Raw genomic sequence first — 15,367 nt, 5'->3', positions numbered from 1 at the left:
CGGCGCCGCGCGCGGCTTTAGCGATACATATCTTGAGCGAAACGACCTCTACCGAGACGCCCGATACGCGGGCCTACGTGATCCATCCCGACATTCCGTCGCGAGAGGGCCAGCGACACTTGCCCGAATTTGCGCTGGCCGAAGCGGTTTCGCTCGCCGCCGCCCTGCCGCATCTGCAGGTGGTGGGCGAAGAGATCGTGAAGCTGCGCAAGCCCGAGCCGGGCAAGCTGTTCGGCCAGGGTAAGCTGGCCGAGATCAAGGCGCGGCTGGAGGAGAACGAGGTCGACCTCGTCTTCATCGACGGGCCGGTGACCCCGGTGCAGCAGCGCAACCTCGAGAAGGAATGGGGGGTGAAGCTCCTCGACCGGACCGGACTGATCCTCGAAATCTTTGCCGACCGTGCGCGTACCCGTGAAGGTGTGTTGCAGGTGGAGCTGGCCGCGCTGAGCTATCAGCGTACGCGGCTGGTGCGCGCCTGGACCCACCTCGAGCGTCAGCGCGGCGGGCTCGGCTTCGTCGGCGGCCCGGGGGAAACCCAGATCGAGGCCGACCGCCGCGCCATCGACGAGCAGATCGTGCGTCTGCGCCGCCAGCTTGCGAAGGTCGTGAAGACCCGCGAGCTGCACCGCGCCGCGCGCCGCAAGGTGCCGTTCCCGATCGTGGCGCTGGTGGGCTATACCAACGCGGGGAAATCCACCCTGTTCAACCGCGTGACCGGGGCCGAAGTGCTGGCCAAGGACATGCTGTTCGCCACGCTCGACCCGACGATGCGCGGGCTGGAGCTGCCGACGGGCCGCAAGGTGATCCTGTCCGACACGGTGGGCTTCATCTCGGACCTGCCGACGCAGCTTGTCGCCGCCTTCCGCGCGACGCTGGAAGAGGTGCTCGAAGCCGATCTGATCCTGCATGTCCGCGACATCTCGCATCCCGAGACCGAGGAGCAGGCGGAGGATGTGAACGACATTCTCACCACACTCGGCGTCGCCAAGGAAGTGCCGCTGATCGAGGTCTGGAACAAGATGGACGCCGTACCGCCCGAGCCGCGCCGCGCTCTGCTGGTACAGGAGGCACGCGAGCCCGATCTGCAGGCGATCTCGGCGCTGACCGGAGAGGGTCTCGACGCGCTTCTGACGGCGATCGACGAGAAGCTTTCGGAAGAACGCTATCAGGAAGTGATCACGCTGGGCTTTGCGGATGGCCGCAAACGCGCCTGGCTGCACGAGCAGAACGTGATCCGCGGCGAGACGCAGACCGAAGATGGGTGGACCTTCGAGGTCGAATGGACCGGCAGTCAGCGCAACCGGTTCCGCGCGCTGTAAGCCGGGCCGGAGACGGGGCAGGGGCGCTGCCCCTCTTCGCTGACGCGAATTCACCCGGGATATTTACACCAAGCCGAAGCGGGCGCGCGCGCCTTGGTTTTCCCGGGGACGCCCATGACCGGTAGGGGTTGCCAAGCCGGCGCGATGGGTCTATATCGCGCGCACTTCACAGGCGGAGGCGGGCCGATGGGGGAGACATCCCCAAAAGTCCACCGGTTGGGGCATATGCCCTGAGACCCTCCGCTCAGGCGCAAACCGGAAAAGGAATTGGACATGGCGCTTCCTGAATTCTCCCTGCGTCAGCTCTTGGAAGCTGGCGTTCACTTTGGCCACCAGACCCAGCGTTGGAACCCCCGTATGGGTCAGTACATCTATGGCGAGCGTAACGGCATCCACATCGTCGACCTGACGCAGACCGTTCCGCTGCTCGACCAGGCTCTGCAGGTCATCCGCGACACCGTTGCGAAAAACGGCCGCGTTCTCTTCGTCGGCACCAAGCGTCAGGCTGCGCGCCCGATCGCCGAAGCCGCCGAGAAATGCGCACAGTATTACATGAACCACCGCTGGCTCGGCGGCACGCTGACCAACTGGAAGACCGTCTCCCAGTCGATCAAGCGTCTCAACGAGATCGACGAGAAGCTCGAGCAGGGCGCTGAAGGCCTGACCAAGAAAGAGCGTCTCGGCATGGAGCGTGACCAGGCCAAGCTGCAGGCGTCGCTCGGCGGTATCCGCGAAATGGGCGGTCTGCCGGACCTCCTGTTCGTGATCGACGTGAACAAGGAAGACCTCGCCATCGCGGAAGCCAAGAAGCTCGGCATCCCGGTCGTGGCGGTGGTCGACACCAACTGCTCGCCGAACGGCGTGGATTACGTGATCCCGGGCAACGACGACGCGGCCCGTGCGATTGCGCTCTACTGCGACCTCGCTTCGCGCGCAGCTCTCGACGGCATGTCGGCCCAGATGGGCGCGGCGGGCGTCGATGTCGGTGCCCTCACCGAGACCCCGGTTGAAGAGGCGCTGGCCGAGGCCGAGGCCAAGTAAGGCCGCGACCGTCACCCAGATGACATGAGGGCGGGGTATCCCGCCCTCGCAGAGTTCTTGAAGGAGATCCGACCATGGCGATTACCGCCGCTCAGGTGAAGGAACTGCGCGAAGCTACCGGCGCAGGCATGATGGACGCGAAAAAAGCGCTGACCGAGACCGATGGCGACATGGACGCCGCCGTTGACTGGCTGCGCACCAAGGGCCTTGCGAAGGCTGCGAAGAAATCGGGCCGCGTGGCTGCCGAAGGTCTCGTCGCGCTCGCCGTCAACAACGGCAAGGGCGTCGCGATCGAGATGAACTCGGAAACCGACTTCGTCGCGAAGAACGCCGATTTCCAGAAGCTCGTCTCCGACATCGCGGAAGTCGCGCTGGAAACCGGTGAAGATGTCGAAGTCGTCAAGGCTGCGCATCTCAACGGCAAGAAGGTCGAAGACGTGATCACCGACGCCATCGCGCGTATCGGTGAGAACATGAACCTGCGCCGCATGCACATCCTCGAAGGCGACACGCTGGTGCATTACGTGCACAACGCTGCCGCCGACGGCATGGGCAAGATCGGTGTGCTCGTTGCGCTGAAGGGCGAAGACAACGGCATCGGCAAGCAGATCGCGATGCACATCGCCGCGACCAACCCGGCCGCGCTGTCCGAATCCGATCTCGACCCGGCTGTCGTCGAGAAGGAAAAGCAGGTTCAGATCGACATCGCACGTGAATCGGGCAAGCCCGAGCAGGTGATCGAGAAGATGATCGAAGGCCGCATGAAGAAATTCACCGCGGAAGTCACGCTGCTGAACCAGCAATTCGTCGTCAATCCCGACCTCACCGTCGGTCAGGCCGCGAAAGAAGCTGGCGTCGAGATCACCGGCTTCGTCCGGATGGAAGTCGGCGAAGGCATCGAGAAGAAAGAAGAAGATTTCGCCGCTGAAGTGGCGAAGACCGCAGCTGGCAACTAAGCCCGCGCCTCTTCTTTGAAACAGGAAACGCCGCCCTGATCGGGGCGGCGTTTTTCATTGTGGGGCAGGGGTCTGGGATGCAAACCTAACGCGCCGCCGCGTGTGAGGCGTTCAGGAAAATCTGCTTTTGCACCGAGGCTTTCATGACCGCCTGCGCGGTGGTGTCCACGTCCAGCGCCTCGCGCGCCAGTCGCAGGTGTTTTTCCACCGTCGACGGGGTCAGCCCCATGATGATCGCGATATCGGCGGTCGTCTTGCCCTCCGCCACCCATTCGAGGACTTCGCGCTGCCGATCCGTCAGTGGGCGTCGCCCGGTGGAATAGGGCATGGTCGAGATGCGCAGATGAACGAGGCTGTTCATCACCATCAATTCGCGTTCGTTCTCGCGCCAGATGCGGTCGACGTCGTCCTGGCTCAGCCCCGGCCGCCCCACGAGTCCGATCGCGCCGCGCGCGTAGGAGAGCGGGTCGGAGAAACCGATCGAATAGCCCGCGCGGATGCCGAAACGGTGGTTGATGTCGATCACGTCGATCTCTGCCGGGGTCAGCTCTCCCCGCATTGCGCGGTCCGCGACAATGCGCCACGAGCAGGGCCCGTCATTCTTCGCGGCCCATTGCACCATCGGCGCGTGGCGATATTTTCCCTCTCCGATGAAGAGGTCGAGATATTCCTTCTGGTGGTTCGAGAGGATCAACAAATCGTCTTCGTGGCCAAAATTGTTTCCCTTTCGGAAACTCGTGAACCCATAGATCAAACGGTCGAAGCCGAACCGCTCCATTTCGCGGCAATGGCGGGACCAAATTTCCTGCACGGATTTTGCGCGTAAGACCGCCTCACAGAAGGATAACATCGCGTTTCACCCCACAATCGGTTAGTTCGCGTAGCTCATTAACACTACTCCGGAGGCGCATGTTTCCCCGCGCCGGAGACCCTGTTCAAATGTCTTATGTTTCGCGCGCCATGGCAACCCACGTGGGGCACGAAGACGCTTAGCGGTGGGTCTCGACACGGCTCTCGTGTGCGCAACCTTGGGTGGTCTCGGGGGCGAGCGTCGCCAGCGCGTCGTAATGGGTAAGGTAGATCTGCCCGGTTAGTTGGGTGATCAGGTCCGAGCGCGTCAGGCGGTCCATCACCGGGCCTTTAACCTCGGACAGGTGCAATCGCACGCCCGCGTCGTTGAGCTGGTCGTTCACCTCTTCCAGCGCCTCGAGCGCGGACATGTCGATATGGTTGATCGCGGGGCAATTCAGCACGACATGCTTGATGGACTCGTCGCTCGCGATCCGGTCGTAGATCATCTCCTCGACGAAGCGGGCATTCGGGAACCACAGGCTCTCGTCGATGCGCAGGCTGAGGATGCCCGGCGCGCAGTTCACCCGGTGGCGCCGGATATTGCGGAAATGCTCGGTGCCGGGAACCTGGCCCAATTCGGCCACATGCGGGCGCGAGCTTTGCCACAACCGCAGCGCGATCGAGAGGATAACACCGAATGCGATGCCGTCCTCGACGCCCCAGATCAGGGTGACGAGCACCGTCAGAGCCATGCCGACACCTTCGCGGGGGGCGTATTTGAACGTGCGCTTGAGCGCCTTGATATCGACCAGCGTCAGCACCGAGACGAAGATCGTGGCCGCGAGCGTCGCTTGCGGCAGGTAATAGAGGGCCGGGGTCAGGGTGAAGGTCGCGAGCGCCACCCCGATCGCGGTGAAGGCGCCAGCGGCGGGCGTCGTAGCGCCGGCCTCGAAGCTGACGACAGAGCGCGCGAACCCCCCGGTAATCGGAAAGGATCCAGAGATTGCGGAGCCGATGGAGGCGCCGCCGAGGGCTATGAATTCTTGGTCCGGATCGATGCGCTGGCGTTTCTTAGCGGCCAATGTCTGGGCGACCGAGATCGTCTCGACATAGCCGATGATCGCGATCAGGAGCGCCGGGACGAAGAGTTCTTTCCAGAGCGCGAGATCGGCGGGCGGCAGGCTCGGGGTCGGGAAGCCGAGCGGCACGGTGCCGACGACGCGGACCCCGCGTCCCTCGAGCCCGAACAGCCAGGTGATCAGGATCGTCGCGGCGACTGCGTAAACCGGCGCGGCGCGGGTGAGGATGGCCGCAAGCCGCTCGGACAGCCCTGCCTTTAGCAGGCGCGGCTTAAGCCCACGTCGCGCCCAGAACAGGAAGACCAGCGACAGGATCGAGATGACGACCGTGTAGGGATTGGTCTGGCCGAGATGCGCCCAGAGGCCGCCGAGAATATCGAGAATCCCGCCGCTCTCCGCCGGAATACCGAAGAAATGCTTCATCTGGCCCGCGGCGATCAGGATACCGACAGCCGATGTGAAGCCCGACAGCACCGGGTGGCTGAGGAAGGCTGTGATGAAGCCCATGCGCAGGAAGCCCATCACCACCAGCATCACGCCCGAGAGAAACGCCAGCGCCACTGCGGCGGCGATATATTCCGGCGTACCCTGCGCCGCGACCCTGCCAACCGCGGCGGCCGTCATCAGCGAGATCACCGCGACCGGGCCGACGGCCAGCGGGCGCGAGGTGCCGAAAACTGCGTAGATCAGCAGCGGCAGTACCGAAGCGTAGAGCCCGTATTCCGGCGGCATCCCGGCCAGCAGCGAATAGGCCAGCGACTGCGGGATCAGCATGATCGTGACGATCACCGCCGCGATCAGATCGGCCTCGAAGGTCGGGCGATCGTAGTCGCGCCCCCAGCTTAGGATCGGCAGGTAGCGTTTGAGCATTGGCACGTCGCGAAAGGGCTGGATCAGGCCTGATCGCGGCGGCTGGCGTAATACTGCATCACCGGCACCAGCGTGGAATGGTCATAGCCCGCTTCGGCGGCGGTCGCGACGATCTTGTCGATTTCCATCTCGCCCGCCTGGCTGACGCCCCACAGATGCGACGAGCGCGTGCCCGAACGGCAATAGCCCAAGGCAGGTTTCTCTGCCGCGTCCATGATGGTCGCGAAATTGTCGACCAGTTCGAGGCTCAGTTCGCCGGGATAGTAGGGCAGGTAGTAAGGCGTGAGGCCATGCGTCGAGCAAAGCGCGGCGATCGCGTCCGAACGCTGATCTGCGTCCTCGATCTCCTCGTCGGGACGATTGATGATCAGCGTGCGAAAGCCCATCTCGGCAAGCTTCGGCACGTCTTCGGGTTCGATCTGCGGGGCGACGGAGAACTCGTCGGAAAGTTTGCGCAATTCCATGATCTGTCCTGTTATCCTGCCTTCTAGGTGGAGATGGGCGGGGTTTCCCGCCCTCTCGGTTTTTCGTCTCAGAGCCCGTTGACCGGCACTTTGAGGTAGGTCTTGCCGTCCTCGTCCTTCGGAGGCATCTGGCCCGCGCGCATGTTTACCTGAAGCGACGGGATGATGAGCTTCGGCATCGCCAGAGTCGCATCGCGCTCGGTGCGCATCTTGACGAATTCGGCCTCGGACTTGCCGCCGCCGATATGGATGTTGCGGGCCTTTTCCTCGGCCACGCTCGTCTCCCACGCAAATTCGTCGCGGCCCGGTGCCTTGTAGTCGTGGCCCACGAAAATGCGGGTCTCGTCAGGCAGCGACAAGATCTTCTGGATCGAGGCGTAGAGCGTCTCCGCCGAGCCGCCGGGGAAGTCGCAGCGCGCGGTGCCGAAATCGGGCATGAAGAGCGTATCGCCCACGAAGGCCGCATCGCCGATGACGTAGGTAAGGCAAGCGGGCGTATGGCCCGGCGTGTGCAGAACGCGACCCTCCAGCGCGCCGACGCTGAAAGTGTCGCCTTCCTTGAAGAGCCTGTCGAACTGCGAACCGTCGCGCTGGAATTCGGTGCCTTCGTTGAAGATCTTGCCGAAGGTGTCCTGCACGACCTGAATGCGGTCGCCGATGCCGATCTTGCCGCCGACGCGCTCCTGAATGTAGGGCGCGGCGGAAAGGTGGTCGGCATGGACGTGGCTCTCGAGGATCCACTCCACCTCAAGCCCGTTCTCCTGCACATAGGCGATCACCTCGTCGGCGGATTTGGTATCCGTCCGGCCCGAGGAATAGTCGAAATCGAGCACGCTATCGACAACGGCGCAGGCTTTGCTGCCGGGATCTTTCACCACATAGGAGACGGTGAAAGTCGCGGTGTCGAAAAAAGCTTTGACGTCCGGTTTGATCATGGCGGCCTCCGTTAACCTGCCCAGCATATGTAGCCGAGTCCGATCTTATGAAATTGCGGCACTCTGTCCCAGCCCTTCCGTGATCTCGGGCGGTAAGGGGTGCGAGAGATCGGGGAGCACCCACTCCGCGCGCGAGAAATCGCCGCCATCGGTATAGGCCGAGGGCGTCACGACCACGCGCAGCCCGGCCGCTTGCGCAGAGCGCAGGCCCACCTCGCTATCCTCGAAGGCGATGCAGGCCTCGGGCGGCAGATGCAGCCGATTCAGCGCGAGTTCGAACACGTCGGGCGCCGGTTTCTTGGCGGCGACCTCGTCGCCTGCCGCGATCGCATCGAACAGGTGATCGGGGTCGGCACCCAGCTGCGCGCGGATCAGCGCATCGACATTGGGACGGTTCGTCGTCGTGGCGATGGCGAGCTTCATCCCGGCGGCACGCGCATTTGCGATCAGCCGCGCCACGCCCGGGCGCAGCGGGACCTGCCCGCCGGTGATGATCTCGACATAGCGGCGGGTCTTGATCTCGTGCAGCATGGCGATCTCGTCGTCGGTCGGGCCGAAGCCCATGACCTCGCGGTGGCGCGCCATGCGCTCCTTGCCGCCGGCGGTTTTCAGCAGTTCGCGATAGGTCTCCTGCGACCAGTTCCAGTCCACGCGCCGCGCGGCAAAGGTCTCGTTGAATGCACGGCGATGGGCTTCTTCGGTTTCGGCCAACGTTCCGTCGACGTCGAAGATCAGCGCGCTTACCATTTCCAGCCCTCCACCAGACCTGGCAGCATCGCCCAATCCGAGAAGGCGACGTCATGGGGCACGTCGGTCAAGGGCGTCTTGCGATAGCCCTCGGAATAGATCGCAAACGGGGCCTGCGCATTCGCCGCCGTTTCCGCATCGACCTCGCTGTCGCCGACATAGATCATCTGTCCGCCGCCCAGGGCCCGATGGCAATGATGCAGCATTTCCGGCTCGGGCTTGCGGGTGGGCATGGAGTCCCCGCCCAGCGTCAGCTCGAAATAGTCCCATAAACCGACATGGCGCAGCGCGGCTTCAGCTGGGCGGACCGGTTTGTTCGTGCAGACCGCCATCCGGCAGCCCATCTCCGTGAGCCGGTCGAGCGCGGCGATCACGTTGGGGTAGGGCACGTTGCCCTCCACATCGGTCTCGTAGCGCGCGACGAGGGCGTGCTCCACCCGATTGAAGAGCGGCCCGTCCGGGTCTTCGCCCGAGGTGATCAGCAACTGGCGCACGAGGTTGGGCACGCCCTTGCCGACGAAGCTTCGGACCGTCGGAAGCGAGAGCGGCTCGAAGCCCATATCGGTCAGAACGGCGTTCGAAACGGCATGGATCGCGGGCACGGAATCGATCAGCGTTCCGTCGAGATCGAAGATGACGGAAGGCGCGTCGCTCATGCCGATTTCCATTTGATGGAGCAGCCCATCGACGGAATCTGGTCGCGCGGGCCTTCGCCGGTCTCGGCGACCAGCATCATGCCTTCGTAGAGTTCTCGCTTGGCGTCGACCGCGGCGGCCTGCTTGGTCGAGGCATCGAGACGGCCGCGATATTGCAGCCCGTCCTCGGCGTTGAAACCGAAGAAGTCCGGGGTGCAGGCGGCCCCGTATGCCTTCGCGACCGCCTGAGTTTCATCATAGAGATAGGGGAAGGGAAAGCCCTTCTCCGCGGCCAGCTTGGCCATATTCTCGAAGCTGTCCTGCGGATATTCGTCGACATCGTTGGCCGAGATCGCAACGACGCCGATCCCCGCCTTCTGCAACTCCGCCGCATCGCGCAGGATGCGGTCGAGGATTGACTGGACATAGGGGCAATGGTTGCAAATGAACATCACGAGCGTGCCCTTGGGACCACGGATGTCGTCAAAGCTGTATTGCTTGCCGTCGGTGCCGGGCAGGGTGAAGCCCGGAGCCTTCCAGCCGAAATCGCAGACGGGGGGAGTGACAGCCATGCGGCCTCCTATTCGAATTCCATTTCCTCGTAGACGACGCCCGCGTTTTTCGTCGCCAGTTCCTCGAACGTGTCGAGGTTTTTGTAGGGGCTCTGATCCACGTAGTAGGCCTCGGCCAGATCGCCACCATTGTCGAGATGTTCGGCGATCTTTCCGCGCAGATATTTCAGGTAGCCCGTCGTTCCGCGCGTGACCTTCTCGAGATTGGTCGGATGGCCATGGCCGGGGATGATGAAGGCAGGCTCCAGCGGCGCGAATTTGGTCTCGAAGGTCTCGATCCAGCAGCTCGTGCAGGTGCCCGAGAAGATCGGCGGCATCCGTTCCGAAAAGGCGATATCGCCCGCGATCATGAACTTCTGTTCCGGCAGCCAGACCTGCGTGTCGCCGGGGCTGTGCGCGGGGCCCAGATGCATCACTTCGATGGTCATGTCGCCCATCTCGATGACGCGCTTGTCCTCGAAAGTCTCGGTGGGCAGCTTCGGATCGGTGCCTTCGGCGGTTTCCTTGCCGTAGCTCTTGAGCGCCTCGAAGGCGCCGCCGGCGTCATGTTCGAACTCGGCCGCCGCATCGACATGGGCGAGCACCGGCACGCCCTGTTCGATCCAGTAATTGTTGCCGAGCATCGAATGGCCCTGACCGTTCTCGTTGATCACCAGCTTCACCGGCTGATCGGTGACCGCCTTGATCTCGTCATGCAGCGCCTTGGCGAGTTGATAGGACGCGCCGGAATTCACCACGACCACGCCATCGCCGGTGACGATGAAGCTGAGATTGTTGTTATGACCCGAATTCTCATAGGTCGGCGGCGCAGTGGCCCCGATCGCGGTCCAGACGCCGGGGATCACCTCGTAGGGCTTAGAGTAGAGAACCGAACCGGGATACATATCCGGCACGTCTTCAGAGGCGAGTACGGGGCTCACATGAAGAAGTCCCGCCAAGACGCTGGTCAAAAGGAGTTTTTTCACCCTCAGACCTCCGGCACGTAGCGATAGGCGTCGCCGTCGCGCTCGACCCGGCCCAGGCCGCCTTCGGGCAGGTGATAGCCGATGATCGGCAGCTTGTCGGTCGCCAGCTGATCGAGCAACGCGACACGCGTCTCAGCGCCCAGATCGGGGTTTTGGTCGGAGCCTGCCGCCATGCCCGGCGCGGCGAAGGCGAGGTAGTGGTTCACGATCGCATCGCCGATGATGAAGGCCTGCGTCTCGCCGTTCTTGACGTGGAAGGACATGTGACCGGGCGTGTGGCCGGGCGTCATCTGCGCCAAGATGCCGGGGAGGATTTCCTCGCCATCTCCAAAGGTTGCAATCTGGTCTTCAAGGATCTGGAGGCGACGCAGCGCGCCTGCCGCGAAGGTCTTGCGGCCCTGATCGATCGTGTCGAGCGTCTCCGGGTTGAGCCAATATTCGAATTCGTCCTTGCCCATCATGTGCTCGGCGTTGGCGAAGAACGGCTCGTCGAAATCGTCGAGCACGCCCCAAAGGTGATCCGGGTGGCCATGGGTGAAGACGACATGGGTCACGTCCTCGGGGGCGACTTCGAGCGCGTCCATCGCCTCCATCAGCTTACCCGCAGACGGCATGAAGTCATTGCCCGACCCCACGTCGAACAGCACGGTGTTGGTGCCGTCGCGATAGAGCGTGACGTTGCAGGGCGGTTCGACCGAGTCTCCGGTGATGCCGTAGCTCTCGAGGATCGGCTTGGCCTCCGGATTGTCGGTCACAAAGCCGATCGGCAGCACGAGATTGCCATCGGACAGCGTGTCGAGCCGGGCCGAACCCATCTCGAGGGTCTGGGCGGCGAAGCTGAGCCGGGGAAGGGCTGTCATGGCGCCCATGGCCAGCCCTCCGCGCAGAATGGTGCGTCGCGTGAATGTCATGCCAGTCCTCCCTAGCTGGTATTCAATTCCACGAATATGAACGAGAGGCAGCGGCAGGGCAAGCGGTCAGATCACGAGATTGCGACCGATCTCCTTGCAGCTTGGCAGTTTCTCACTGCGCGGCTTTGAGAGCACCCTCCGCCGCTTCGCGGATCGCGCGCATATTCTGGCCATACACCTCCGGCCTATCGACCGAGCCGCCCTTGAAGACGGCGGAGCCCGCGACGAAGCAATCCGCACCAGCCTCGACCAGCGGGCCGACCGTGGTCGGATCGACGCCGCCATCCACCTGAATGTGAATCTCCCGATCGCCAATCATTTCGCGCACTTGGCGGACCTTGTTGATGCTGGAGGGGATGAATTTCTGACCGCCGAAGCCGGGATTCACGCTCATCACGAGAACCATATCGACGAGGTCTAGCAGTTCCGAGATCACGTTGGCGGGCGTGCCGGGGTTCAGCGAGATGCCGCATTTCACGCCCTGCGCCTTGATCGCCTGCAGCATGCGATGCGGGTGCGGGCCGGCCTCCCAATGCGCCACAATCATGTCGGCACCCGCTTCGGCATAGGCCTCGATGTAAGGGTCGACCGGCGCGATCATCAGGTGGACGTCCATGAAGGTCTTCACATGCGGGCGGAACGCTTTCACGGCGGGTGGGCCGAAGGTGAGGTTCGGCACGAAATGCCCGTCCATCACGTCGACATGGACCCAATCGGCCCCCTGATCTTCGATGGCGCGGATCTCGGCGCCGAAATTGGCGAAATCGGCCGACAGGATCGAGGGCGCGATCTTGATGGAACGGTCAAAGCTCATGGGGGCCTCCTTGGCGGCTCATTTCGTCAGTTGCGCGAACAGGGTCGGCAGTTTCTCGGGCAGGCGCTCGACCTGATCGATCACGGTGTAATTATTGGTCCCGAAGATGCGCGACACATAGGCATCGGCTTCGGGGTCCAGCGTCAGACAATAGCTGTTAATGCCGATCTGCTGGAGTTCCGCAACAGCCTTCTTGGCATCCATGCGCAGATATTGCGGGTCGCGCTCGTCGATATCGGCCGGTTCGCCATCGGTGACGATCAGCAACAGTTTATGGGCTTCCGGGCGCAGCGACAAATGATGGGCGGCATGGCGCATCGCGGCCCCCATGCGGGTCGAGAGCCCGCCCTTCATGCCCGCAAGGCGGCCTTTGACCTCGGAATCGAGCTTCTGCTCGAAATCCTTGAAGCGCTGATATTGCACGTCGTGCCGGCCATCCGAGGAAAAGCCGTGGATCGCGAACGGGTCGCCGATCCCTTCGATCGCCGAGGCCACCAGCGCCGAGGCTTCGCGCGTCAGCTCCAGCACGGTCTTGTCCGAGCCGCGCACGGTCTCGTTGGTGCTCTCCGACAGGTCGAGCAGGATGCAGACCGCCAGATCGCGCCGGTTGATGACGTTGCGCATGGTGATCCGCATGTCGGGCTGCATGCCGATGCGCTGCATCACCATTGCATCGACGGCGGCGTTGATATCCAGCTCGTCGCCATCCTCCAGCCGCCGCTGGCGCGAGATGCCCTGCGGGCGCAGCCGGTCCACGATCTGCTTGATCCGGTGACGGATGCCGCGATGCGCGGCCAGGATCGTGTCGATCTCGTCCGGGTCGCCCATCGGCGGGCGGTGTTCGTAGACAGTCGACCACGACGGGCGCATCAACTGCACCTTGTAATCCCATTCACCGTAATGGAACGGGTCGGAGATCGGGGCCTTGCCCTCCATCTCGTTATAGCTGACGCCCTCATCCTCGTAGGGGAACAGCTCTGACGACAGCACCCAGACCTCCTGCGCATCGTCGCCCGCGGTCTCGACATCGACCTCGTTGACGAATTCCATCAGGCCTACGCGCTTGCGCACCTGACCCTGCGCGGGCTGATAGGCGTTCTGGTCCGACCAGTCGTAATCCGAGAGCGACCAGATGAAGCGGTTGTCATCGCGATACGGAATTTTCAGAGATTCGAGAATACGAAGGGATGGCACCGCGCGGCGTTGCGCGAGCAGGTTGTAAAGTTCGACGCCGAGCGACCAGGAGAACATCGTCTCACGTGCATTGTCCGCGATCTCGCCGTGGAAGGTCTCGACGAGATTGTCGATTTCCAGATCGCCGGTGCGGGTGCCGGGCGTGTTGAGCGCGCGGGCGACCTTTTCCAGCAGATACATCGTCTCGTGCTCGTAAGCGCCGGGTGGCGTGTCCGGCATCAGCCGGTCGAACATCGCGCGCAGCCCCGGAAAGGCCCGCGTCGCGCAATATTCGACGCGGGCATCCTCGATCATGCCGATCAGGAAAATCTGCGCCGGATTGAGCGCTTCCTGCCCGAGCCCGTGATCGGAATAGACGATATGGGCCGCCATATGGGCGCACATCGCGCGGTAGAGATCGAGGCCGGAGGCGCCGTTGAACCCGTCCACCGCATCGGGCAGATGCAGCGCACCGTCCTCGATGAAGGGGCGGAAGCCTTCGAAGTCGGCGGCAGAGGGACGCAGGAAGAAGTCGCGGGCCCAGAAGGCGCGGAGGTAGAAGTTCAGCCGGCGCTGGCTGTCGATGAAGAGCGTGCCGCGGCGTTCCTGTTTCAGGACTGCGCGGCTGTCTTCAGAAACAAGCCCGAAGTAATCCGCCTGTTTCGGCAGGTCGCGCCGATAGGCCTCGGCGCCGAAATCCACCCAGCGGCGCAGACCCGAGAGGGTGAGTTTCGCAAGCAGTTCTTCGAGCACGCCGAACATCGGACGCAGTCCCCTTGGCGCACGGGCCGCCAGCCGGTGCAGCAGCGCCAGATAGCCGCGCAGCAGTTCCGGATCGCCGAAGCGGTTGGCGGCGCCGGGCAGCGTGTCGAGCATCAGCACCAGGATTTCGCCCGACACCATCGAGGCCAGCTTCAGCACCGCGCCCACCACGTCCCGAATGACGTCCTCACCGCATTCCTTGGCGACCTGCGGCATCTCGTCGAGATAGGAGATCAGCAGGCGGGGGCCCTTGCCGAGCGAGGTCATGGCCTTCGCACCGTCCATGTAATCCTTCAGCCCGGCGGGCGACATCATCCGCGCCGCCTCGTGGAAGAGCCCGTCGAGGGTCTCCTCCAGCTCCGGCGCGGATTTGATCAGATCGGCGGCGTAATCGTCGAGATCGACCTTCATCGGACGCGCTCCTTACGCCACCTTCGAGCTGTCGGTGATCTCGGGGAAGAAGGTCTGGACGGCCGCCTGCAACGTGTCGCGCATATCCGCGTCGTCGGTCAGCGGCTCCACCAGCGCCATCTGGCAGGCGGCGGGCGCGGGGATGTCCTGCGAGATCAACTGGCCTGCATAAACGAGAAGGCGCGTCGACATGCCCTCATCGAGCCCGTGGCCCTTGAGATTGCGCGAGCGTTGGGCGACCTGCACGAGGCGTTCGGCGGTTTTGAGGTCGATCCCGGCCTCGTGGCTGACGATCTCGGCCTCGGTCGCGGCCTGGGGGTAGTCGAAGCTCATCGCGCCGAAACGCTGCTTGGTCGATTGCTTGAGGTCCTTCATCATCGACTGGTAACCGGGGTTATACGAGATCACGACCTGAAAATCGGGATGCGCGTCGACCAGCTCGCCCTTCTTCTCCAGCGGCAGCTGGCGGCGGTGATCGGTCAGCGGGTGGATGACGACGGTGGTGTCCTGACGGGCCTCCACGACCTCGTCGAGATAGCAGATCGCGCCGATCCGCGCGGCAACGGTCAGCGGGCCGTCCTGCCATTTCGTGCCGTTGATATCGAGGAGGAACCGCCCGATCAGGTCGGACGCGGTCATGTCCTCGTTACAGGCCACGGTGATCAACGGGCGCTGCAACTTCCACGCCATATATTCGACGAAACGCGACTTGCCGCAGCCCGTGGGGCCCTTGAGCATCACCGGCATCCGCACGTCATAGGCGGCGGCGTATTGTTCGATCTCGTTGCCGACGGGCCGGTAGTAGGGCTCGGTCTTCACGCGGAACTGGTCTGGGTCGATATCGCTCATGGGTGGCTCTCCGTCGCGCTGGAAAATCCGGAAAAATGGGGCAGGGCGGGCCGCCGCGATCGGCAGCCCGCC

General features: G+C 63.4%; 15 protein-coding genes. 3 read left to right on the top strand and 12 right to left on the bottom strand.

Annotation, left to right across the window (positions count from 1 at the left end):
- Positions 1 to 32: 32 nt before the first annotated feature.
- The 3 genes from hflX to tsf all read left to right on the top strand — a co-directional run bounded on the left by hflX (position 33) and on the right by tsf (position 3,316).
- A complete protein-coding gene (hflX, locus tag DEM26_RS06020) occupies positions 33 to 1,319 on the top strand; it encodes a GTPase HflX (protein ID WP_233243034.1) in 1,287 nt (428 codons plus the stop codon).
- Between the two features lie 273 nt (positions 1,320 to 1,592).
- Positions 1,593 to 2,360 (top strand): 30S ribosomal protein S2, encoded by a 768-nt coding sequence (gene rpsB, locus DEM26_RS06015; RefSeq protein WP_075774827.1) that lies wholly within the window; start codon positions 1,593 to 1,595, stop codon positions 2,358 to 2,360.
- A gap of 74 nt (positions 2,361 to 2,434) precedes the next feature.
- The gene (gene tsf / locus DEM26_RS06010; protein WP_075774826.1) at positions 2,435 to 3,316 is read left to right on the top strand and encodes a translation elongation factor Ts; all 882 of its coding nucleotides are present in this window, start codon (positions 2,435 to 2,437) and stop codon (positions 3,314 to 3,316) included.
- 85 nt (positions 3,317 to 3,401) lie between these two features.
- On the opposite strand, the gene DEM26_RS06005 is transcribed toward tsf, so the two are convergent.
- The 12 genes from DEM26_RS06005 to DEM26_RS05950 all read right to left on the bottom strand — a co-directional run bounded on the left by DEM26_RS06005 (position 3,402) and on the right by DEM26_RS05950 (position 15,295).
- The gene (locus tag DEM26_RS06005) at positions 3,402 to 4,166 is read right to left on the bottom strand and encodes a helix-turn-helix transcriptional regulator (protein ID WP_075774825.1); all 765 of its coding nucleotides are present in this window, start codon (positions 4,164 to 4,166) and stop codon (positions 3,402 to 3,404) included.
- A 139-nt stretch (positions 4,167 to 4,305) separates the two neighbouring features.
- Positions 4,306 to 6,057, bottom strand: coding sequence for a SulP family inorganic anion transporter (locus tag DEM26_RS06000; protein WP_075774824.1), 1,752 nt, complete (start codon positions 6,055 to 6,057; stop codon positions 4,306 to 4,308).
- 23 nt (positions 6,058 to 6,080) lie between these two features.
- Positions 6,081 to 6,521 carry a TIGR01244 family sulfur transferase gene (locus tag DEM26_RS05995; RefSeq protein WP_088718594.1) on the bottom strand — a complete coding sequence of 147 codons (441 nt, stop codon included), beginning with the start codon at positions 6,519 to 6,521 and terminating at the stop codon, positions 6,081 to 6,083.
- 68 nt (positions 6,522 to 6,589) lie between these two features.
- Positions 6,590 to 7,453, bottom strand: a complete 864-nt coding sequence (locus DEM26_RS05990) for an MBL fold metallo-hydrolase (protein WP_075775107.1) — start codon at positions 7,451 to 7,453, stop codon at positions 6,590 to 6,592.
- A gap of 48 nt (positions 7,454 to 7,501) precedes the next feature.
- On the bottom strand, positions 7,502 to 8,203 hold the full coding sequence (locus DEM26_RS05985; protein WP_109171950.1) for an HAD family hydrolase: 702 nt from the start codon (positions 8,201 to 8,203) through the stop codon (positions 7,502 to 7,504).
- Positions 8,197 to 8,859 (bottom strand): phosphoglycolate phosphatase, encoded by a 663-nt coding sequence (locus tag DEM26_RS05980; RefSeq protein ID WP_075774821.1) that lies wholly within the window; start codon positions 8,857 to 8,859, stop codon positions 8,197 to 8,199. Before DEM26_RS05980 ends, DEM26_RS05985 begins: the two co-directional genes overlap by 7 nt.
- Positions 8,856 to 9,410 carry a thioredoxin family protein gene (locus DEM26_RS05975; protein ID WP_109171949.1) on the bottom strand — a complete coding sequence of 185 codons (555 nt, stop codon included), beginning with the start codon at positions 9,408 to 9,410 and terminating at the stop codon, positions 8,856 to 8,858. Before DEM26_RS05975 ends, DEM26_RS05980 begins: the two co-directional genes overlap by 4 nt.
- Before the next feature lie 8 nt (positions 9,411 to 9,418).
- Positions 9,419 to 10,375 carry an MBL fold metallo-hydrolase gene (locus tag DEM26_RS05970; RefSeq protein WP_075774819.1) on the bottom strand — a complete coding sequence of 319 codons (957 nt, stop codon included), beginning with the start codon at positions 10,373 to 10,375 and terminating at the stop codon, positions 9,419 to 9,421.
- A gap of 2 nt (positions 10,376 to 10,377) precedes the next feature.
- Entirely contained in the window at positions 10,378 to 11,286 is a 909-nt protein-coding gene (locus DEM26_RS05965; protein ID WP_088734406.1) for an MBL fold metallo-hydrolase, read from the bottom strand.
- A gap of 112 nt (positions 11,287 to 11,398) precedes the next feature.
- A complete protein-coding gene (gene rpe / locus DEM26_RS05960; protein WP_109171948.1) occupies positions 11,399 to 12,100 on the bottom strand; it encodes a ribulose-phosphate 3-epimerase in 702 nt (233 codons plus the stop codon).
- A gap of 18 nt (positions 12,101 to 12,118) precedes the next feature.
- Complete coding sequence (locus DEM26_RS05955; RefSeq protein WP_109171947.1) at positions 12,119 to 14,446, bottom strand: nitric oxide reductase activation protein NorD; 2,328 nt, start codon at positions 14,444 to 14,446, stop codon at positions 12,119 to 12,121.
- A gap of 12 nt (positions 14,447 to 14,458) precedes the next feature.
- Complete coding sequence (locus DEM26_RS05950; protein ID WP_075774815.1) at positions 14,459 to 15,295, bottom strand: CbbQ/NirQ/NorQ/GpvN family protein; 837 nt, start codon at positions 15,293 to 15,295, stop codon at positions 14,459 to 14,461.
- Positions 15,296 to 15,367: the final 72 nt, after the last annotated feature.

Source organism: Thioclava sp. NG1 (genome assembly GCF_003122275.1).
Classification (GTDB): Bacteria; Pseudomonadota; Alphaproteobacteria; order Rhodobacterales; family Rhodobacteraceae; genus Thioclava; species Thioclava nitratireducens.
Note: the sequence above shows the minus strand (reverse complement) of the source record. Positions and strands in the feature narration are given on the sequence as shown.